This is a genomic window from Streptomyces sp. NPDC013187, from assembly GCF_042899705.1.
GTDB classification, from domain to species: domain Bacteria; phylum Actinomycetota; class Actinomycetes; order Streptomycetales; family Streptomycetaceae; genus Streptomyces; species Streptomyces hawaiiensis_A.
The window spans coordinates 29,811-50,537 of the sequence record NZ_JBIBAF010000004.1 but is presented as its reverse complement, the minus strand read 5'-3'; the positions used below and the strand labels follow the sequence as shown (position 1 = coordinate 50,537).

Below are 20,727 nucleotides of genomic sequence, written 5' to 3'. Positions count from 1 at the left end.
GGTTCGCCTCATTCATGAGCGATTGCGCTCTGCACGCCGTCGCGTTCAGGCGAAAGGAGGACCCGCCCCTCCGGCAGCAGTCCGGCGGGCGGGTCCGGGTGGGCGGATGCGACCCGGGTCCGGTGTGTGCTCGGCGGCGGGGCGGCCGACCGGCGCCTCGGGTCGGGTGAATCATCCTGAATACGTCATGCGGTGGCGCAGGCGGTGCCGTTCAGGCTGAAGGCGGACGGCTTGGCGAAACCGCCGCTGTAGGAGGCCTGGAAACCGAAGGAGACCTGACCGCCGGGTGCGAGGGACGCGTTGTGCGCCAGGTTGCCGGCCTTGACCGCTCCCGACGACGGAGAGATCCCGGCGTTCCACGCGCCGGTGATCGCCTGCCCTGCGGGCAGCGTGAACGCGAGGCTCCAGCCGTTGACCGGCGAGGAGCCGGTGTTGGTCAAGGTGACATCGGCGGTGTAGCCGCCCTGCCACACGTTGGTGCTGTAGGCCACCTTGCATGCCGAGGGTTCGCTGGGAGTGCCGGGGCCGCCAGGGGTGCCGCCCCCGAGGTTGACGGTTGAGGAGAAGGAGTTCACCGCCAGTCCAGCACCGTTCCGCCACGGCTCGAAGCCTGCCTGAACGCTCGTCAGGTACCAGTCGTTCCGCGCGAGTCCGCGGGAGACGGCCTGCCGGACGAAGTCCATCGCGTTGAAGCTCCAGCTGTCGATCGCCGACGGCGCGACGAAGGACAGCACGTCGTTGGAGCCGTTGCTGCCCGACCACACCTGCCAGGTGCGTCCGCCCACGCTCGCCGTGCCGACCTGAGAGCCTATGGGCTGGATCGGGCCCACCTTGTTGAACCAGATCATGATCTCGGTGCGGTTCACGCCGTCGGTGCGGGGTGTCGGGTCCAGCCAGATGTCGTACGAGGCGTTGTACGCGGCGTCGCCGCCCACGTAGCTGTAGGAGATGCTCGTGGGCGCGTCGGCGATGGAGCTCAGCCGGGCCGGGAGGTTCGTGCCGGGGGAGCAGTTGGTGTAATGGCAGCCGTTGTACACGGACGGGTAGGACTTCGGAGCGCCGTTCGTAGGGACCGAGCCGTCGGCCTGGGTAACTCTGAAGCCCGAGTCCGTGACGGTGATGCACTGGGGCTGGCTGATCCCCCAGCGGTTGTTCTGCACGACGTAACGGCCCTGGATGGTCGTGGAGCCGAACTGCTCGCAGATCGTTGTGTCGGCGTGTGATGTCGAAGCGCCGGTGAGCAGCGCTGCCAGCGCGGCGAGTGAGGTGAAAAGCGCACCGAACAGGGCGCGCACCCGGAGGGCTTGGTCACGTAGTGGTTGCATGCGGCTCCTCCGCAATGGATGTGTGTGGGGGGAGAGAGGCGAGCGCTCATGAAATGGGAGCGCTCCCAATTCATTCTCCGGGGACTGTAGGAGAGGATCATGGACCTGACAAGACGTTGTTTCGCAGACCCTTCAAGCGACTCCCGTTACCGCAGGTCATCAAGGCGAAGGGCGAATCGATGCACCCGGTGCTCGGCCCTGCGCCGTGACGCGTCGTTCTGGCCGGGTCTCATCCATGCCGCCCCCTCCGATGCTGCCTGCCGGTGCGGAGTCGCGGCCGGCAGGCCGGCGATGCTCCTGGGTGCCTCACCGCGCTCACGGTCGACAGCTCAGCGAGCGGCGGGAGAAATGGGTGGTCACCGGGCGGCCCCCGTGTAGGTGGGGGCCGCCCGGCGGGTGACCCCGTCTCCTGGTGACGGGGTCGCGTACGCGGAGCCTCAGCGGGGGGTCTACTCGAGGAGTTCCGCGTACGAGCCCATGGCCAGGGCGATGTCCGCCTGGGCCCAGAACCGGTGGTAGGTGAATGACGGCACCGCGCCGCCCGCGAGATAGCTCTCGATCTTCGACCAGGCGGGGTCGTCTTCGTAGAAGGAGCGGATCGAGTCGAAGGTGGATGACGAGTTGATCGCGTCGCCGTTCGGCATCGTGCCCGTCCAGCCGCTCGGGATGTGCACCGGGTCGTCGAAGCGGTTGTAGTCGGCCCGGTTTTCCGGAACGGCGATGCCGAGCGCGTCCTGGTGGTTGGCCCACATGCCGTCCAGCAGTTTCTTCGCCGCCGTGGCGGCCTCGGTGTCACCGGAGCGGTCCGCGTAGTACGTCAGGGTCTTGGCGTAGGCGGCCGCCACACCGACGTCGTTGGTGTAGTCGGCGACGGTGACGCGCAGGCCGTTGTTGGCGCCGGGGCTGGAGGCGTTCCAGGTGTCGGGCTGGCCCGACCACTGCAGCGTCGACGGGATGCGGAAGGTGCCGTCGGGGTTGAAGGTGGTCTTGGACAGCGCCCAGTCGACCCACTTGTCCAGGACCGTCTTGGCCTTCGCGTTCCCGGTCTGCTGGTACAGCTCGGCGACCCGCTCCATGGACCACGCCTGGAAGCCGAACCACTGGTTGGACGGCGGGTCGTGGTACACGGGCTTCTCGTCGTAGTACATGCCGTAGAACGTGGACTTGCCCGAGGGCGGGGTCGCGTACCGGCCCGCCCAGCTGTTGGTCGCACCGCCCGCGATGGCGCCCTCGTTCGACTGCAGCCAGCGGTAGAACTCCAGCTGCCGGTCCATGGACTTGGCCCAGTCCGCCGCGCCCGTAGCCGACTTCGGCTTCAGTGGCGCGTAGTTGGCGAGCGCGTAGGCCGCCAGGGGGTTCTGGTAGCCGCCGTGGGCGTGGCTGGAGCCGATGCGCCAGGCCCAGCCGGCGCTGGTGTCGGTGGCGCCGCCCCAGGCGTAGTACCAGGACATCAGGTACATCGAGGCGTCCTTGCCGGTGCCCGCCGGGCAGGTGGAGGGCCCGACGCAGTTGCCGACCTTCTTGAAGTACTTGTCGTACATGGAGTAGCGCAGGTAGTCGCCCATCTTGGCGGCCTTGCCCACCGTCGCGGAGACGGCGGAGCCCTTGCCCTGCTCCTTGGCCCACAGGTCCGCCCAGTAGGCGGCCTGCACGGCCCGGGCGTCGGCGTCCGGCGCGTTGGTGAACTTCCACTGCTTGGCGTAGGAGGCGTCACCGGTGAACAGGTCCAGGTAGCCGTTCTTGCCGCCGTACTTGAAGGCGTCGCATGTGGGCTGCGGGACGGTCTCCCACACCGACTCCTGCGGCCCGCGCTGGAAGGTGTTGATGTACGACGGGCCGGTGTCCGACGGACCGGCCTCGCACTTGCCGGGCGAGTTACCGAAGCCGTAGACGTTGTCCACGTCCTGCAGCCAGTGCATGCCGTAGACGTCGTCCGTGCCGTAGGCGCTCTTCAACTCGCCCGCGATCGGGTCGGAACCGGCCGCGACGGACGGGTCGAGCTTGGCCGGGTACTCGTTCGGCGTGTCCAGCTCGGGGGCGTAGGTGGCCGGCTTGGAGGGGTTGTAGAAGGAGTTGGTCGGCTGGTCGGCCTTGGTGGGGATCATGTACTTCTCCATGAGCTCCCACGCGCCGTTGAACTTCGACCAGTCACCCGTCACCTTGCCGTACATGGCCTGCAGCCACAGCAGGTAGCTGTACGCCTCCGACGTGGTCTCGTGGCCGTGGTCAGGCGCCTCGACGATCAGCGTCTCCACCGAGTGGTAGGGAATGCCCTCGGGGGAGAAGTAGCCGTTCGCCGGGTTGGTGATCTTCCCGTACAGCTCCAGGAAGCGGGCGTCGTACACCTTCGACGCCGCCAGCTGCGTGACGGTGACCGAGGCCTTGGCGTGGCCCGCGGCCGTCGACTCGAAGACGGCCGATCCGGTGCCGGAGCTGTCGGCGGTGATGGTCACCTTCTGGGCCGTGTTCCAGTTCTGCGGCGTGAAGGTGAGCGAGGCGCCACCCGTCACCGACAGGCCTGAGTTGCCGCTCGCACGGGCGGTCGCCACCGTCACGTTCGCGCTCGGCTGCTTGGACAACTTCACCTCGTACGTGCCCGACTTGCCCTGCTGGATGCCCAGTTGCGTGGGCGTGGCGACCACCGTGGGCCCTGAGGCGACCCTGATGCCGACCGGCGTGGACGATGCCGACGCGCCCAGGCTGTCGTAGGCCTTCGCGACGAGCGAATGACTGCCCACGGTCAAGCTGGAGACCGAGAGCGAGTACGGCGCCGTCGTGTCCGTGCCCAGCAGTGTGGTGTCGTCGTAGAACTCGACCTTGCTGATGGTGGCGCTGTCCGCGGCGGCGGCGGTGGCAGCGAGCGGGACGGCGTCGCCCTGCGAGTAGACCGCGCCGGCCGCCGGGCTGGTCAGTACGGTGATGGGGGGCTGGTGGGCGCCGGTACAACTGGTGCCGTTGATCGCGAAGTTCGTGGGGGCGGCATTGGAGCCGCTGTAGCTGAACTGCGCACCGGTGCTGACCGCGGCTCCGGCGGTGATCCGCCCGTTGTAGCCCGCGTCCTTCACGGTGACGGACTGGCCCGACTGGGACCAGGTGCCGTTCCAGCCGTTGCTCAGTTTCTGGTTGCCCGCGTAGCTGTATGTCAGGGTCCAGCCGTCGATGACGTCCGTACCGCGGTTGGTGATCGTCAGGTCCGCCGTGAAGCCGGAGCCCCAGTCGTTCGTCTTGTAGTCGACACTGCACTGAACCGGGGCCGCCTGGGCGGGAGTCGAACCCGTGGCCAGTAACGACAGGGGCAGGGCTAAAGCGGTCGCCACGGCGGTCCACACCCGCCGAACGGCGCTGCGTTTGCGTCCGGGATCCATGAACTGGTTCCTCCTAGCGGCTTGCGGCTCGGGGAAGGACAAGTCTTGGCCAGTGGGAGCGCTCCCATAATGGGGACGTGGGTGACAGCGGTCAAGACGCTTGAAGACTCGAAGGCTCGGAACGGTTTAGTTCAACGAAGTTTCGACAACCCCCTGGGCAACCGCGCCACTCGGCGCTACCGTCCTTCGCACCAGTGGGAGCGCTTCCAATCAGGCGACGCGTCGGTCACGGCGCGCTCAACTGCAAGGAGTCGCTCATGCGACACCCCCCACCCTCGTTACTCTCAGCCGCTGCAGGCGCCGACGCGCTCGTCGCCACCATGGTCGTCCCGATGGTCTTGGCCCAGGAGGCAACGCGTCCTGGGCCGAGGGAGCACACCGTCGACGACCAGCGGGCCAACGGCTTCCACGGATCACCGAGAAGTGCCGACGAGTCTGCCGCGCCGAGCAGTCAGACATCGCCGTTCGGTCTTCCTCGAAGGCCGGAAGCTCACCTGAGACCGGAACGCCGCCTGGTCCCGGTCCGGCATGAAGGTGATTGCCACGACCGTCCGGTTCGAGCCGACCGGCAGCGAGGAGCGCCGACTCCGCCTGTCCGACGCAAGACCGGATCACATGAGCGAAGACTCGCCGCGGCCGACAACAGGCCGGTGGCTCCCATCGAGCCGCAGGCCATGACCCGGATCATCGATCAGCACCGTACCCGCGGCAGGTACACCGGCATTTCGGCAGGCTGCTCCGACGCGCACTCCACCTGCCGGCAGCCGATTCCGGGCGCGCAGTCCGCGCTGCCGGTCCGGGCAGCTGTCGAAGAGCGCAGAACGTGATCCTTGCGGGTGGACCGCCATGCTCCGCTGATCTCGGTCAGTGGCTGTCGCACGAGGCCACCGGTCCTGAGAGCAATCCGATCGCCCGCAAGGTGCCCACAACTTCATTACCTGCCCCGACACCTGCACGGACGAGAGCCGGCGGACGTCCATGCTCGCTCCTGCCGCCGCGCAAGTTCCTCTGGTCACAGGGGAGATCGGTGCGAGCGCCTCCGCGCGCAGGGGCACCGACCAGGTCACGCAGTGGTTCGGCGATCCCGCTCCGTCCCACCTGGGCTGGAGCGGGATGCCGGGCACTGCTCCTGCTGCCCGTCCTCGCTCTCGCACCACGACGGTAAGCCCACCCCGTACGGCATCGGACCGCGCGAGCGCCGGCGCGGCCGTAATCGGTAGAAGGATCTCGAAGGAGAAGGAACCCACACTCATGAGTCGCACCAGGACCTCACTGCTCGCCGCCCTCGCGCTGCTCACCGGAGGCTCAGGGGCCGCGCTTCTCACGGCGCCGGCAGGTGCCGCCACCGCCTCCGTCCCCTGCACGGTGGACTACAAGGTGCAGAACCAGTGGGACAGCGGCTTCACCGCCGCCGTCACCATCACCAACAACGCTGCTGCCAAGTCGAATTGGTCGGTGAAGTGGTCGTACCCCGGTAACCAGAGGATCACCAGAGGCTGGAACGCGAAGATCGGTCAGAGCGGGAGCGCTGTCACCGCCACCAACGAGAGCTACAACGGCACGCTCGCCACGGGGGGTTCGGTCAGCTTCGGCTTCCAGGGCACCTACAACGGCACCAACGCCGTCCCGGCCACGTTCACCCTCGACGGCGTGGCCTGCAACGTCGATGACGGGAGCGGCTCGGGCGGCGGAGGCGACAACGGCGGGGGCGACAACGGCGGGGACGGCGGTGGCAACGGCAGTCGGGTCGCCAACCCCTACGTCGGAGCCAGGGCTTACGTGAACCCCGAGTGGTCGGCCAAGGCCGCGGCCGAGCCGGGCGGCAGCCGCATCTCCAACCAGCCCACGGCCGTCTGGCTCGATCGAATCGCCGCGATCAACGGCGTGAACGGCGGAATGGGGCTGCGCGCCCACCTCGACGAGGCCCTGAAGCAGAAGGGCTCCGGCGAGCTCGTCATCCAGGTGGTCGTCTACGACCTCCCGGGCCGTGACTGCGCCGCCCTCGCTTCCAACGGTGAACTCAAGCCCGACGAGATCGACAAGTACAAGACCCAGTACGTCGATCCCATCGCCTCGATTCTCTCCGACTCGAAGTACGCGTCCCTGAGGATCGCCACCATCATCGAACCCGACTCGCTGCCCAACCTGGTCACCAACGCCGGCGGCACCCCCACCACGACCGACGCCTGCGTGACCATGAAGGCCAACGGCAACTACGAGAAGGGCGTCTCCTACGCCCTCGACAAGCTCGGTGCCATCCCGAACGTCTACAACTACATCGACGCCGCGCACCACGGCTGGCTCGGCTGGGACAGCAACCTCGGCCCCGCCGTGCAGCAGTTCCACAAGGTCGCCACCACCAACGGCGCGAGCGTGAACGACGTGGCCGGGTTCATCGTCAACACCGCCAACTACAGCCCCACCAAGGAGCCGTACCTGAAGATCACCGACACGGTCAACGGGCAGACCGTGCGTCAGTCGAAGTGGTTGGACTGGAACCAGTACGCGGACGAGCAGTCCTTCGCCCAGGCGCTGCGGGACAAGCTCGTAGCGGCCGGATTCCCATCCGGCATCGGCATGCTGGTCGACACCTCCCGCAACGGCTGGGGCGGCGCCGCCCGGCCCACCGGCCCGGGACCGATGACCTCCGTGGACGACTACGTCAACGGCGGCCGCATCGACCGGCGCATCCACGCCGGCAACTGGTGCAACCAGAGTGGTGCGGGCATCGGCGAACGGCCCACCGCGGCTCCGGCCGCCGGTATCGACGCCTACGTGTGGGTCAAGCCGCCGGGGGAGTCGGACGGCTCCAGCGCCGCCGTCCCGAACGACGAGGGCAAGGGCTTCGACCGTATGTGCGACCCGACCTACGGCGGCAACCCCCGCAACGGCAACAATCCCAGCGGGTCCCTGCCGAACGCGCCCGTGGCGGGACACTGGTTCTCCGCCCAGTTCCGGCAGCTGATGCAGAATGCCTACCCGCCGCTTCCGTAACCCCTTGACGCGGTGAGCGTCCCGCCGGGGTCGGTCCGCCTTCTCGAACAGGCCCCGGCGGATGGCGCTTTGTACCGGCGGCGGAGCTTGCCTGGACCCGCCTTGCCCCCCATGCCGCCGGTGGCATCGGCCGGCAGGTCGGTGACCGCGCCGGTGCACATGACTACAACGGTGGCGCCGCACCCATGGCCCACGCGAACAACCGGGACTACATCGACGGCAGGATGAACGCGACCATCGACTCCGCCCGACCGGGTCAGCAACACCGGTGGATGGTCCAGTCTGCGCGACGAAACCCCGGTACCTGCCGGGAGGCCGCTGCAAGGTGTCAGCCCTGGGGGCCGCCTGCGGGACCGATGCTGCGCAGCAGCCGCTCTCCGGACTCGCGGAGCCGGTCCTTGACATCGTCGAGCCGGGACGTGAGGAGGGCGTGATCGCGTTTGCGCCAGGTTCCGGCGACCATCACCGCTTCGATGTTGGCGATGTCGGCGTGCAGAGCCGTAGCGACCGGGTCGTGTGCCGGCCACAGGTTGAACGCCCGGGCGTCGACGGCGACCAGGTCGGCCTGCATGCCCACCTCGATCCGGCCCACCCGGTCGGCCAGGCCCAGCGCCTTCGCCCCTTCGACCGTTGCCCAGGCCAGTGCCTGTTTGGCGGTGACCGAGGGGCTGTCGGCATACGTCCCGGTCGTCTGCCGGTGCTGCGCGTGGTCCAGGCTGCGCTGGTGGGCCAGGGCGATGCGGGCGGCGGTGAGGAGATGGCCGGGTACGGCGGTGTCGATATCGGTACCCAGGGAGGGCGCCGCGCCCGAGCGCAGCAGCGACCCGGTGATGGGCGTGCCGTGTCCCTGGCCCAGTTCGTTCTCCGGGGTGGTGGTGAAGGTGACACCCGCCTCGACGAGCGTCTTGATCCAGTCGTCGGGCAGGCCGGATCCATGGACGATGTTCGCCCTGGGACCGAACAGTCCGGCGACGCGCAGAGCTTCCCAGCCGGGTGAGGGTTCTCCGCCGCTCTGGTGCATCGAGACGACCAGGCCGCGCTCCGCGCCGGCCCGGAAATCTGCCACCGCGGTCTCGACGGAGGAGTACTGCGGCCCCTGGAGCGCCATGCCCAGGGTGAGGAGAGCATGGCCGCGGACGGGGCCGTCGAGCAGCCGGTCGATCTCGGCGAGCGGGTGGGGGGTGTCCGGCGACCGGTAGGGGGTGCCGTGCAGGAAGACGGCGCGGATCCCGGCTTGGGCCAGGCCCTCGACCGCGGCGTCGGCGTGCTCGGGCGACAGGACGTTGTGGCAGAAGTCGCCCAGGGTGGTAGTCCCGCAGTTGAGCTGGTTCAGCGCGCCGGCGAGATTGCTGATGTGCATGTCGCCCGGGGTGTAGTGCCCGACGCACTCACCGTGGAGGTGGGTGAGGTACTGCATCAGCGTCCAGTCGGCGCCGACCGAGCGCAGCGCCGTCTGCCAGGTGTGCAGGTGGGCGTTGACCAGGCCGGGCATGAGGATGCGACCGGAGAAGTCGACGACTTCGGCGTGGGGTGCCTCGATGTTTTCGTCGAGGGCGGCGATGCGGTCGCCGTCGACGAGGACCTCGAGGTGTTCGGCGTCGGGCCGGTCCGGGGCCATCGTGATGACCTGCGCTCCGCGCAGCAGGACGCGGCTCATGCGGTGGCTCCCCGGCCGGGGCGGATGTGGCCGTGTTGGCACATGGTGCGGCTCCTTGCCTACGGCGTCATGGCGCGTACGGCGGTGTGTGTGGTGGTGAGGAAGTCCAGGGTGGCGATGTGCCCGATGTAGCCGTCGGGACGGATCAGCAGCAGCGTGTCGCCGGTCAGTCCGTAGGCACGCCGCAATGTCTTCCCGGGGTCGGAGAAGGCGAGGCCGTCGGCGGCGGACGGCCCGACGACGAGCCGCTTCAGCCGGGCGCCCGCCGTCGGCCAGGCGAACTCTTCGAGCTCCCGGGCGGCACCGGGCCCGTAGGCGATGGCGGTGAAATGCGGCCCGCGCAGGACGTCGAACAGTCGGGTCTCGGCGCCCTGGGCGTTGAGCAGTCGGGCGTCCGGGGCGCGGTCACCCACACGCAGGGTCTCGGTACGCATGCCGTCGGCGGGGGCGAGGGGGCCGCCGTAATAGGTCAGGCTGAGCTGCTGTTCGTCCTTGCCCCGCTTCATGCTCGACGGGTCGAGCTTGGCGATGCCGCCCCACTTGTCCGTGGACAGGCCCAGGACTCCGGCGGCGATCGGCTGCCGCTCGGCCTCGTAGGTGTCCAGCAGTGCCGGGTCCGCACCGGCGAGGACCTGACTGATTTTCCAGCCGAGGTTGTAGCCGTCCTGTATGCCGGTGTTCAGACCCTGGGCGCCGGCCGGAGTGTGGACGTGCGCGGCGTCACCGACGAGGAAGACACGTCCTCGGCCGTAGTTCTCCGCCAGGCGGATGTTGGGCCGGAACACCGACGTCCAGTGGATGTCGTGCAGCTGAATGCGCCGGTCATGGGTGTGGGAGTGGATCCGCTGGATGATGTCGTCCCTCTTCGCGGGCGGCTCCTCGTCCGGTGTGAGTCGGATCATCCACTGGAACATGTCGCTGTCGGGCAGCGGGCAGGCGCCGATGAACCTGCCGCCGCGGCCGGGCCACATGTGCCACCGGTTGCGGGCCAGACCTGTCACCGAGGCGTCGACGATGAGCATCCGGTCGCTCTCGTCCGTCGTCCCGACGAACCCGACTCCGATCTGCTTGCGCACCGCACTGGAACCGCCGTCGGCGCCCACGACGTAGCGGGCCACGATCTCCTGCGCGCCGTCCGCGCCCGACAGCTTGGCGACCACCGCGTCCTCGTCCTGCGTCAGCTCGGTCAGTTCCCTGCCGAACTCGATCTCCTGGCCGAGCTCGCCGAGCCGGGCATGCAGGGCGCGGTCCGTGCGGAACTGAGGGATCAGCCAGGTGTTCGGGTACGGGACGGCGGGGGTGACGCCCTTGTGGGTGAACATCTTCCACGGCACGGCGAGAGGGCCCGCATGGAGCCCGGCCTTGGGGTAGACGCTGCCGCCGGCCAGCACCTCGTCGAGGGCACCCAGGTCTTCGAGGACTTCGAGGCTGCGAGGCTGGACGCCCTTGGCGCGGGAGCCGTCGAAGGCGTGGGGAGATCTGTCGACGATGCGTATGTCGAGTCCCCGGCGTACGAGGTCGATCGCCAGCGCTGAGCCCGAAGGGCCCGCACCGACGACCAGTACGTCGATGACCGGCGGGTTGCTCATGAGTCGAGCCTTTCGGCGCGTGCGGCCACGAAGGGGACGATCTGATCGGCGACGTGGCGCGGACGCTCGAACGGGGCCATGTGGCCACACCTGGGAATGACGTGATGATGCTGGGGCTTCAGCAGCGCGAGGGCCGCGTCGAGGTCGGTCAGTGGCGTGACGTTGTCCTCGTCGCCCCACAGGAGCAGCGTGGGAATGCCCAGTGCGCCCGTTTGCCGGAAGAGGTCGTCACGCCCCGAGACCGGCAAGTGCTGAAGCGTGTCGAACACCGCGTACAGCGAGCCCTCGAAGCGGAAGGCGTCGAGGACCATCTCCGTCAGTCTCGCGCCGAGCCCGGGGTCACGGACGTTGTGCCCGAGGTGCTCCTGGAGGATCCGGTGGCCGCGCCGCCGGGCGACGACACCGGCCAGCAGATCGCTGCGCAGCAGCCGGTGCGGGGAGGTCGGCCGCGGTTTCGCCAGACCGGCGGGGCCGACGATGGTCAGGGTGGACACCAGCGAGCGGTACCGGGCGGCGTAGGTCATGGCGACGAGCGCGCCCATGGAGGTGCCGACGAGGTGCAGTGGGCGCGTGGTCAGGCCGAGCCGTTCGGTCAGCTCGGCCAGCTGTCGCACGAAGAGGTTTTCGTCGTATCGCGCCCGCACCCGGTCCGAGTAGCCGCGGCCGTACGCGCTGCAGGTGAGAGTCCGCAGCCCGCGGGCGTTGAGCTCGGCGACGAGGCCGTCCCAGTAGAAGAGCGGGATGGTCAGGCCACCAGCCAGCACGACCAGCTCCCCGTCCTCGGGGCCCTCGAGCTCGTAGTGCGTGACGCCGTCCGAGAGTGCGACGAAACTGCCGCGAAGGGCTTGCCGCGATTCGGCGGTGAGCCGTCGGTCCTCGCCCTGTGCGACGAAGTACTTCATGGAACGGGCCTCCTTGGCCTCAGTGCGTGGGGGTGTCGGTGGAGGAAGGGAGGAACTTCGCGATCGCGTCCGAGACCCACCGGGGCTCCTCTTCGGGCAGCAGGTGACCGCCGTGGGGGTGCACCAGTTCCTCGGCGCCGGGGATGTCGCGGGTGAAGTGCTGGCCGTCGACGCCCGCGCTGCGCAGTACGAGCGTGGGTGCCGTGATGCGGGGGATCTGCGCGCTGCGGTCGGGCTGGTCGGTGTTGCAGAAGTCGACGAAGGCCGAGCGGTTCCCGGGTCGGCTCATGAGCTGATAGGCCCGGTCCACCATGGCGTCGTCCACGATCGTGGAGTGCGGGCCGACGTTCGAGCGGAGGCTGCGCTCGATGGCGCCGCGCGGCATCACCCGCCGCAACACCGGGCGCAGCAGAGGGTGGCGGGTCAGGCGCATGCCTGCCGGCATCTCCTTCTCCGGGTACCCGGTGGCATTGACCAGCACCAGGCCGGTCAGCCGCTCGGGGTGATCCAGCGCGAGGTTCCAGGCGATGTTGCCGCCCAGCGAATTGCCGGCCACCGCGTAGCGCGGCACGCCCAGTGCCTCCAGGAAGCCCGCCACCGTCGCGGCGTAGGCCGGGATGCGGTAGTCGCGGTCCTTGCGAGGGCCGGTCAGGCCGAAGCCCGGCAGGTCGGGGCGGATGACGTCGAACGAATCCGACAGCAGGTCCGCAGCACGGTCGAAGTGCTGGAGCGACGAAGCGCTGCCGTGCAGGAGGACGAGTGCCGGGCCGCGGCCGGCGCGTTTGTAGTGGATCCGCAGACTGTCCACCGCGACGAACCGGGAATCGGGCTGCGGCTCAGACCAGGTGCTCATATTGGATACACTGTTACCGATAAGGGGATCGTGTCAAGTGGAAGTCCCCGGACCTGTGGTCATGCGTGATCGCGCGCTGCGGCATCCTCAAGGCCGGCGCGGTGGCGGTGCCGTTTCAAAGGGGTGCGTAGAGCGGCGTCCGGAGCCGCACGGGATGCCGGATCCGGGACGAGTCCAACCTGCTGCAGGCACGTTCGGAACGAAGGAAGAGTTGTTCCCGGGCGTCGTCGAGCAGCTCGACCAGGAATCAGCCCCGGTCGAGCAGGCAGCGCCCGCCGGGGCGGCCTTCGAGGAGTCGATACCGTCCTCGCCGAAGCGCTTCGGCGAGGACGGGTTCGTTCCCGCGGCTCGCTCAGGTGACGATCCGGCAGGGAAGCTTGCTCAGCCCGTGCAGGGTGTTGTTCACGACGAACTCGGGCTTGCCGATCTCGAACCGGCGCACCCTTGCCAGCAGTGCGGTCAGGAGGGCCTGGGCCTCCAGCCTCGGCCAGGTTCTGGCCGACGCAGGCGTGGATGCCGACGCCGAAGGTCAGGTGATCGGCGGGGTTCCGGGTGATGTCGAACCGTTCGGGATCGGCCCACTTGCGCTCGTCGCGGTTGGCGGAGGCGAACATGACGGCGACACGATCGCCCGCGGGGATGGTGACGTCCTCGCACTCCCAAGCCCTGGTGGTGACCCTACTGAAGACGGTGACCGGAGACGCGATGCGCAGAACCTCGAGGTAGGCGGCAGGCACCAGGGACGGGTCGGCCCGCAGCGCGTCCCATTGTTCGGGGTGTTCGGCGAACAGCCGGACGGCGGCGGCCAACGAGAGGATCGTGGTGTCCATGCCGGTGACGAGGAAGGCCATCATCAGGGTGACCGCGGCGGCCCACACCCCGGTGGGGTCATCGGCTGCCGGAGTCGGCGGGATGCGCCCCACCACATCGCCGGACAGATCATGGCGACGCAGAGGATGCCAACGCCCGCCGTCCCGCCCTACAGGTGTAATCGTCAGGTGGGCGGCCCGGCGCGGTGAACGCCCTCGGGGAACGTCCGGCTGACGACGACGGCGAGGAGGGAGAAGCCGCCGACGAGCGCGGTACCGGCGACCGCAGTGCCGCGCCGTCTCGGCGGTGACATTCCCGAGTGGCCGCACCTGCGAGCCTCACACGCCACCCGCGCGGGGCGCGATCGGCAGCGGCTCCACCGACCGCTCGGTCAGCCTCCGGCCGAGTTCGTCGCTCCCCGCGTGAGGGTGGTCGGTGAGGCGGCGTCAGGGAGAGGGCGCCGGGCGACCTCGTGGGCGTCGTCCGGTGGGACGCCCAGCATGAGCAGGACCATCTCGGCCAGGTTGACCGCGGCCTGGTCACCGTCCAGGTCGGGGCGGGCGAATCTCAGTTCCACCAGGGAGAGCAGGGTTCCGCCGAGTGCGGACAGGGCGACCGCCGGGTCGGCGGGGGTGAAGCGGCCGGAGGCGAGGCCGGCCTCGAGGTCGCGCAGCGCCCGCCGGGCCAGGCCGTTGTCCGAATGGATGTGACCGAGACCGCGGCGGCGCAGGACCTGCATGAGCTCGGGGTGGGAGTCGGCCATGCGGGCGCTCAGCCGGAAGCCCGCCGCGACGAGTTCCGCCGGGTCGTCGATCCCCGTGAGGCGCTCGTCGAAGTTCTGGCCGAACTCCTCCAGGGCGTCCACCACGGCTGCCTCGAACAGCTCCGTCTTCGACTCGAAGTGGTTGTAGAAGGAGCCGAAACCGACGTCCGCGCGCTCCGCGATCGCCTGGATGCTGGCGCTGGTGTCCCCGGTCTCGGCGAGGATCTGCCGGGCGGCGTGGATGAGTGCGCGACGGGTCTCGGCGCGGCGCCGCTCGAACCGGTTGCTGGGTGGGGCTGACCTAGGCATGCACAGAGTGTAACCGCAGGGTCGATGACGACAGCAGCTCTGATGAATTCATCATTTCTCCTGGCCCAACCTCTTGACGACGAGACTGTCAAAGCTGATGCTTTCCTCATTATGGTGATGTCGCTCGGAGGGCCCATGTCTGAAACCCGCATCCACGGGGCCGATGTCAAGACCGCCCACCAGGACTTGCACAGCGAGCAGGGCGCCCTGCGCGGCGAGCATCCGGGCCGCTCCCGGAACCCCGTGATCAAGGTGGCGGATCTGGCCTGGCTGGAGTTCGAGAAGCCGGACCTGGACCGGGCGGAGGTCTTCGCCCGGGACTTCGGCTTCGGTGTCGCCGCTCGCACGGAGAGTGAGCTGTGGCTGCGCGGCACCTTCGCGGGTTCGCCGTGCATGGTGATCCGCCGCGGTCGTACGTCCCGTTTCATCGGTTCCGCGTTCCGTGCGGCGGAGCGGGCCGACCTGGACCGGCTAGCGCGGGCGACCGGGGCGGCCGTACGGGACGCGGACGTGCCCGGCGGTGGCCGGGTGGTCGATCTGCTCGACCCGTCCGGCTTCCCGGTGCGGGTGGTGCACTGCGGTGAGCAGTTGTCGGCCCTGCCCGAGCAGCAGCCGCTGCTCCTCAACTTCGGCACCGCTCACCGTCGTACGAACATCACGCAGCGCCCGCCGCGCGAACCGTCCCGAATCCAACGGCTGGGACATCTGGTGCTGGAGACAAGGGTGTTCGCGCGGGCCCTGGACTGGTATCTGGACACCCTCGGGATGATCGTGTCCGACTTCCTGTTCCTGGACGGGCAGCGCGGCCGCGGCCCGACCATGGCGTTCATCCGCTGCGATCTGGGCAGCGTGCCGTCCGACCACCACACACTGGCCATGCACCTCGGCCCCGGCACCGGGTACGTCCACTCCGCCTACCAGGTGACCGACCTGGACTCGATCGCCGCGGGCGGCGAGTATCTCAAGGAGCGTGGCTACCAACGCAGTTGGGGTATCGGCCGGCACATCCAGGGCAGCCAGCTGTTCGACTACTGGCGCGACCCGGACCGCTTCATGCTGGAGCACTTCGCCGACGGCGACCTGTTCTCCTGCGACGTCGAGCCCGGCTGGGCGCCCATGTCGACCAGCGGCCTGGCCCAGTGGGGCCCGCCGGCCACTCGCGACTTCCTCGGTGCGAGTCCCTCCCCGCAAAGGGTCCGCGATGTCATCGAGGCCCTGCGCGGCGCCAGCGAGATGGACCCGGCGCGCCTGCGGGGCCTGCTCAAGGCCGCCAGGTCCTGAACCCCCCAATCCCCCTCACGAAAGCACTGTCATGAGCACCAATGTCCTGCGGACCGCCGACGGCTGGTGGGTCGTCCTCGGCGAGCGCGCCGTCCCCGTCGACACCAAGGCCGTCACCACCGCCGAACTGATCGCCGACCGTGACGCCGTACGCGAGGCCGCGCTCTCCGGCCAGACGGGCACGCCCGTTTCCGACCTGGCGGCGGTCTCGCCGGTCACCACGCCGTGCCGGGTGGTCGCCCAGATGGTCAACTACCGCAGTCACGCCCGTGATTCGGGCTTCACCGGCGACATCCCGCCCGCCTTCTTCCGCAAGGCGTCCGGCTCGGTCAGCGGCCCCGGCGAGGCCGTCGTCCGGCCCTCCCACGTCAAGTTCCTCGACTACGAGATCGAGCTCGGCCTGGTCATGGGGGCGCCGCTGCCCATCGGCACCGTGGTCGGGGAGCGGGACCTGCCGTCGTACGTCGCCGGGCTGGTGATCACCAACGACGTCAGCGCCCGCGATGTCCAGCTGACCAAGACGCAGTTCTACGAGAGCAAGTCGTACCCCACCTTCACACCGACCGGGCCGTACCTCGCCCTGCTGGAGCCGGAGGACTTCGCCCACCTCCTCGATCTGCGGCTGAAGCTGTCCGTCAACGGCGAGCTGCGTCAGGACCGCACCCTCGCCGACATGATCGTCCGCCCGGCGCAGGCACTGACCCTGCTGGCCCGCTTCCAGACCCTCGACCCCGGCGACCTGCTGCTCACCGGCACACCGGGCGGTACGGCACTCAAGGCTCCGCCGAAGCCGGTCGAGAAGATCGGCGCCCTGTTGCCGCCCGCCGTGAAGTGGAAGGCGTTCTTCAAGTCCCAGGCGAAGAACCCGCACTACCTCCACACGGGAGACGTGATCACGGCGACCATCGCGACCCCGGACGGCCGGATCGACCTCGGCGAGCAGCACACCCCCGTCACAGACGCGAGCTAAGACCCGGAGAGAGCCGCACATGACCCTCGAACACAACGAGGCAGACGTACCGGTGGTGATCATCGGCGCCGGACCGGTGGGCGTGACCGCCGCCCTGCTCCTGGCCCGGCGCGGAGTCCGCAGCGTCGTCCTCGAACGCCACCAGGACGTCTACCCCCTCCCGCGCGCCGCCGCCACCGACGACGAGGTGCGCAGGATCCTCCAGGCCGCGGGCGTGGGGGAGGAGTTCGCCGCGATGGCCCGCCCGGCGAACGGGCTGCGGCTGCTGGACGCCCGGCACCGGGTGATGGCCGAGTTCCGGCGCACCGAGCACGGCCTGCACGGCTACCCGCAGACCAGCATGTTCGACCAGCCCGAGCTGGAGCGGGTGCTGCGCGACGCCCTGGCCCGGCACCCGGAATGCGAACTGCGGAGCGGAGTGGAGGTCACCGGCATCGGCCCGGACACCGAGGGCCCCGTGCGCGTGACGTACCGGGACGACGACGGTGAGCATCACCTGTGGGCCGACGCGGTGCTCGGCTGCGACGGCGCGAACAGCCTCACCCGCGAGGCGATCGGCGCCGTATGGGAGGACCTGCGTTTCGAGGAACGCTGGACCGTCATCGACGTCCGCACGACGGCCGACGTGCGCTCCTGGGAGGGCGTCGACCAGGTCTGTGACCCGGACCGGCCGGCGACCTTCGCGCGCATCGGCGAGGACCGTTACCGCTGGGAGTTCCGGCTGTGCGAGGGGGCGGAGCAGCCGGTCCGCGAGTTGGTCGCTCCGTGGCTGCCGCCTTCGCACGAGGGGGACTTCGAGATCATCCGCGAGGCGCAGTACACCTTCCTGGCCTGCGTCGCCGACCGTTGGCGCAGCGGACGGGTCTTCCTGCTCGGCGATGCCGCCCACCTCACCCCGCCGTTCATCGGGCAGGGGCTGTGCGCGGGCCTGCGGGACGCCTACAACCTCACCTGGAAGCTCGCCCGCGTCCTCCAACAGGGCGGCTCCGAGCGGATGTTGAACACCTACGAGAGTGAACGCAAGCCGCATGCCCGGCATATGATCCGGCTCGCGGTCGCCATGGGCTGGGCCATGACCGGCGGCCAGGACAGTGCCGCCGCGATCCGCCGCAGGGCCCTGGCCGCGGCCTGCCGCATACCAGGCCTGACCGAACTGGCCGGCCGTGACCTCAGCCCGCCCCTGACCACGGGACCCCTCGTACGCCGCCGCCTCCGCAAGGGCCTTGCGGGAATGCACTGCCCACAACCATGGATCACCGCCGACGGACGGCGCACCCGCCTCGACGAGGTGCTCGGCGACTCCTTCACCATCCTGACCACCACCGATCCCTCGCCCTCGCTGAACGCCCTCGCCCACGCACTCGGCATCCGGGCGATCCCCGTCACCGGCCTCTGCGATGACGGCACCCTCGCCGCCTGGCTGCGCGCCGGCCGCGCGGACGCCGTCCTGCTGCGCCCCGACCGCGTCGTCATGGACGTCGTCCCGACCGGCGGCCGCGACTTCACCGGAATCCGCGACTGGGCGTCCCTCCTGCACACCACCCGCAGTCCCCACCCGCCCCGACGGACCGTCGACGACAGCCTGCTGAGGAGCGTCACCCGATGAGCGTGCCCGACCCTTTCATGACGCCGGATCCGCGAGCCGTCGCGGACAGCAACCTCATGGACTTCGCCCGCCACGCCGGGATGGCCGGCTCCGACTATGCCGCCTTGTACCGCTGGTCGGTCACCGACCTGGAAGGCTTCTGGGCCACCGTGTGGGAGTACTTCGACATCGACGCGGACACGCCCTACGAGCAGGTGCTGGCGGACGAGCGGATGCCCGGCGCCCGCTGGTTCCCCGGTGCCACCCTCAACTACGCCCACCATGCCCTGCGCAACCTTGCCGACGACGCCGTGGCGGTCATCGCCCTGGACGAGACCGGATCCTGCTACGAGGTGACCGCGAGCCGCCTGCGTGCCCAGGTGGCCTCCGTCGCCGCGACCCTGTGCGAGCTCGGCGTCGGCAGGGGCGACCGGGTCGTCGGCTACCTGCCCAACACCCCGCATGCGATCGTCGCGTTCCTGGCCGCCGCGAGCCTGGGCGCGGTGTGGTCGGTGTGCGGGCAGGACTACGCCCCCAAGGCCGCCGCCGACCGCTTCGCCCAGCTCGAACCGACCGTCCTGATCGCCGCCGACGGCTACCTCTTCAACGGCACCACCCACGACCGCCGCGCCGCCACCCTGGAACTCGCCCACGCCCTGCCGACGTTGAAGGCGACGCTGCTGGTCGGACATGTGGGCCTGCCGTGGCCCGCGCAGCCGTACCCGTCGCTGGTCGTCCCGTGGGAGGACGCGGCCACCCGCACCGAGGAACTCACCTGCGCCCCCGTGCCGTTCGACCACCCCCTGTGGGTCGTGTTCTCCTCCGGCACCACCGGCCTGCCCAAGGGCATCGTGCACGGCCACGGCGGTGTCCTGCTGGAGCACCTCAAGACCCTCGGCCTGCACTCCGACCTCGGCCCCGGCCAACGGCTCCTGTGGTACACCACCACCCACTGGATGATGTGGAACCTCGTCGTCTCCACCCTCCTGACCGGTGCCACGACCTGCACGTACGACGGCAGCCCGGCGCCCCTCGCCCGGCCCGACACCCTGTGGAAGCTGGCGGCGCGCCACCGGGTGACCGTCTTCGGCACCAGCCCCCAGTACCTGCTGGGCATGGCCAAGTTCGGCATCGACCCGTCCGTGCACGACCTGTCGTCGATCCGGGTGGTCGGCTGCACCGGCTCCACCCTCCCGGCCTCCGCCTACCCCTGGGTCCGCGACCACGTGGGGGAGCGGGTGCTGCTTGCCTCGATCAGCGGCGGCACGGACGTCGTCTCCGGCTTCGCGGGCAGTGCCCCCAACACCCCGGTCTGGGCGGGCGAGTTGTCCGCACCCCACCTCGGCGTGGCACTGGCCGCCTATGACGCCGAGGGCTTTCCGGTCGTGGACCGGGTCGGAGAGCTGGTCGTCACCCGCCCCATGCCGTCGATGCCGCTGTCCTTCTGGAACGACCCCGACGGCAGGCGCTACCGCGAGGCATACTTCTCTGTCTACCCCGGCGTCTGGCGGCACGGCGACTGGATCACCGTCACCGGCCACGGCTCCGTGATCGTCCACGGCCGCTCCGACTCGACGTTGAACCGCAACGGCGTACGGCTCGGCAGTGCCGACATCCACGATGTCGTCGAACGTCTCCCCGAGATCGCGGAGGCCCTGGTCATCGGAGCGGAGGAACCCGACGGCGGCTACTGGATGCCCCTGTTCGTGGTCCTCGCCGCCGGAGCCGAACTGGACGACACGCTGCGTGACCGCATCCGTGAGGCGATCCGCAGCGGCGCCTCACCCCGGCACGTCCCCGACGACATCCTCGAAGTGCCCGGGATCCCGCACACCCGCACCGGCAAGAAACTCGAAGTCCCCGTCAAACGCCTCCTCCAGGGCGCCCCGGTCGGGCAGGTCGTCGATCCGGCCACCGTGGACGCCCCAGACCTCATCGACCACTACGCCCGCCTGGGCGCTGAACGCAGGGGCCGATCGGCATGAGAACCGCACATATCGCTCTCGCCGTCGCACTGGCCCTGGTCTTCCTCCCACTGGGACTGGCGAAGATCGCCACCGTGCCGTTCATGCGCCAGGCAGCCGCGCATCTCGACATGTCGCCAGAGCTCTACCGCATCATCGGCACCCTGGAAGTGGCGGCGGCCGCCGGACTGCTGCTGGGCCTGGCTGCGGCCCCGCTCGGGGTGGCCGCCGCTGCCGGGCTGGCTGTGCTCATGGGGGCTGCCGCGGTGGTGCACCTGCGCCATGGCGACCCGCCCGTGCGGGCCCTGCCCGCCGCGGTACTGGCCCTGATGGCGGTGGCGTACGCCGTCACCGGCTGAC

Annotated in this window: 15 protein-coding genes; 6 read left to right on the top strand and 9 right to left on the bottom strand. The window is 69.6% G+C overall.

The features are described 5' to 3' along the window. Positions 1-185: 185 nt before the first annotated feature. Positions 186-1,325 (bottom strand): cellulose binding domain-containing protein, encoded by a 1,140-nt coding sequence (locus tag ACFY5B_RS08815; RefSeq protein ID WP_389966616.1) that lies wholly within the window; start codon positions 1,323-1,325, stop codon positions 186-188. 449 nt (positions 1,326-1,774) lie between these two features. After that, positions 1,775-4,690: a glycoside hydrolase family 48 protein gene (locus tag ACFY5B_RS08810; RefSeq protein WP_389966613.1), complete on the bottom strand. Its 2,916-nt coding sequence runs from the start codon at positions 4,688-4,690 to the stop codon at positions 1,775-1,777. A 1,251-nt stretch (positions 4,691-5,941) separates the two neighbouring features. Between ACFY5B_RS08810 and ACFY5B_RS08805 the strand changes: the two genes are divergently transcribed. After that, a complete protein-coding gene (locus ACFY5B_RS08805) occupies positions 5,942-7,684 on the top strand; it encodes a glycoside hydrolase family 6 protein (RefSeq protein WP_389966610.1) in 1,743 nt (580 codons plus the stop codon). Between the two features lie 328 nt (positions 7,685-8,012). Here the strand turns inward: ACFY5B_RS08805 and ACFY5B_RS08800 are convergent, their stop codons facing one another. From ACFY5B_RS08800 to ACFY5B_RS08770, 7 genes are all read right to left on the bottom strand, one after another. Next, positions 8,013-9,341 (bottom strand): amidohydrolase family protein, encoded by a 1,329-nt coding sequence (locus ACFY5B_RS08800; RefSeq protein WP_389966607.1) that lies wholly within the window; start codon positions 9,339-9,341, stop codon positions 8,013-8,015. Between the two features lie 59 nt (positions 9,342-9,400). Next, a complete protein-coding gene (locus ACFY5B_RS08795; RefSeq protein WP_389966604.1) occupies positions 9,401-10,930 on the bottom strand; it encodes an FAD-dependent oxidoreductase in 1,530 nt (509 codons plus the stop codon). After that, positions 10,927-11,832, bottom strand: coding sequence for an alpha/beta fold hydrolase (locus ACFY5B_RS08790; RefSeq protein WP_389966601.1), 906 nt, complete (start codon positions 11,830-11,832; stop codon positions 10,927-10,929). Before ACFY5B_RS08790 ends, ACFY5B_RS08795 begins: the two co-directional genes overlap by 4 nt. 19 nt (positions 11,833-11,851) lie before the next feature. After that, complete coding sequence (locus ACFY5B_RS08785; RefSeq protein ID WP_389966599.1) at positions 11,852-12,685, bottom strand: alpha/beta fold hydrolase; 834 nt, start codon at positions 12,683-12,685, stop codon at positions 11,852-11,854. Positions 12,686-12,744: 59 nt separating this feature from the next. Continuing rightward, on the bottom strand, positions 12,745-13,539 hold the full coding sequence (locus ACFY5B_RS08780; RefSeq protein ID WP_389966596.1) for a cytochrome P450: 795 nt from the start codon (positions 13,537-13,539) through the stop codon (positions 12,745-12,747). A 140-nt stretch (positions 13,540-13,679) separates the two neighbouring features. Further along, the gene (locus tag ACFY5B_RS08775; RefSeq protein WP_389966593.1) at positions 13,680-13,808 is read right to left on the bottom strand and encodes a hypothetical protein; all 129 of its coding nucleotides are present in this window, start codon (positions 13,806-13,808) and stop codon (positions 13,680-13,682) included. Between the two features lie 78 nt (positions 13,809-13,886). After that, positions 13,887-14,567 (bottom strand): TetR/AcrR family transcriptional regulator, encoded by a 681-nt coding sequence (locus ACFY5B_RS08770; RefSeq protein WP_389966590.1) that lies wholly within the window; start codon positions 14,565-14,567, stop codon positions 13,887-13,889. Between the two features lie 135 nt (positions 14,568-14,702). Between ACFY5B_RS08770 and ACFY5B_RS08765 the strand changes: the two genes are divergently transcribed. From ACFY5B_RS08765 to ACFY5B_RS08745, 5 genes are read left to right on the top strand one after another with little or no spacing between them, the layout of a single operon-like run. Next, positions 14,703-15,848, top strand: coding sequence for a VOC family protein (locus ACFY5B_RS08765; protein WP_389966587.1), 1,146 nt, complete (start codon positions 14,703-14,705; stop codon positions 15,846-15,848). A 31-nt stretch (positions 15,849-15,879) separates the two neighbouring features. Beyond that, a complete protein-coding gene (locus ACFY5B_RS08760) occupies positions 15,880-16,818 on the top strand; it encodes a fumarylacetoacetate hydrolase family protein (protein ID WP_389966584.1) in 939 nt (312 codons plus the stop codon). 19 nt (positions 16,819-16,837) lie between these two features. Then, entirely contained in the window at positions 16,838-18,424 is a 1,587-nt protein-coding gene (locus ACFY5B_RS08755; RefSeq protein ID WP_389966581.1) for a bifunctional 3-(3-hydroxy-phenyl)propionate/3-hydroxycinnamic acid hydroxylase, read from the top strand. Further along, the gene (locus tag ACFY5B_RS08750; protein ID WP_389966579.1) at positions 18,421-20,388 is read left to right on the top strand and encodes an acetoacetate--CoA ligase; all 1,968 of its coding nucleotides are present in this window, start codon (positions 18,421-18,423) and stop codon (positions 20,386-20,388) included. Before ACFY5B_RS08755 ends, ACFY5B_RS08750 begins: the two co-directional genes overlap by 4 nt. Further along, complete coding sequence (locus ACFY5B_RS08745; RefSeq protein WP_389966576.1) at positions 20,385-20,726, top strand: DoxX family protein; 342 nt, start codon at positions 20,385-20,387, stop codon at positions 20,724-20,726. The genes ACFY5B_RS08750 and ACFY5B_RS08745 overlap by 4 nt, the downstream gene beginning before the upstream one ends. Position 20,727 lies beyond the last annotated feature (1 nt).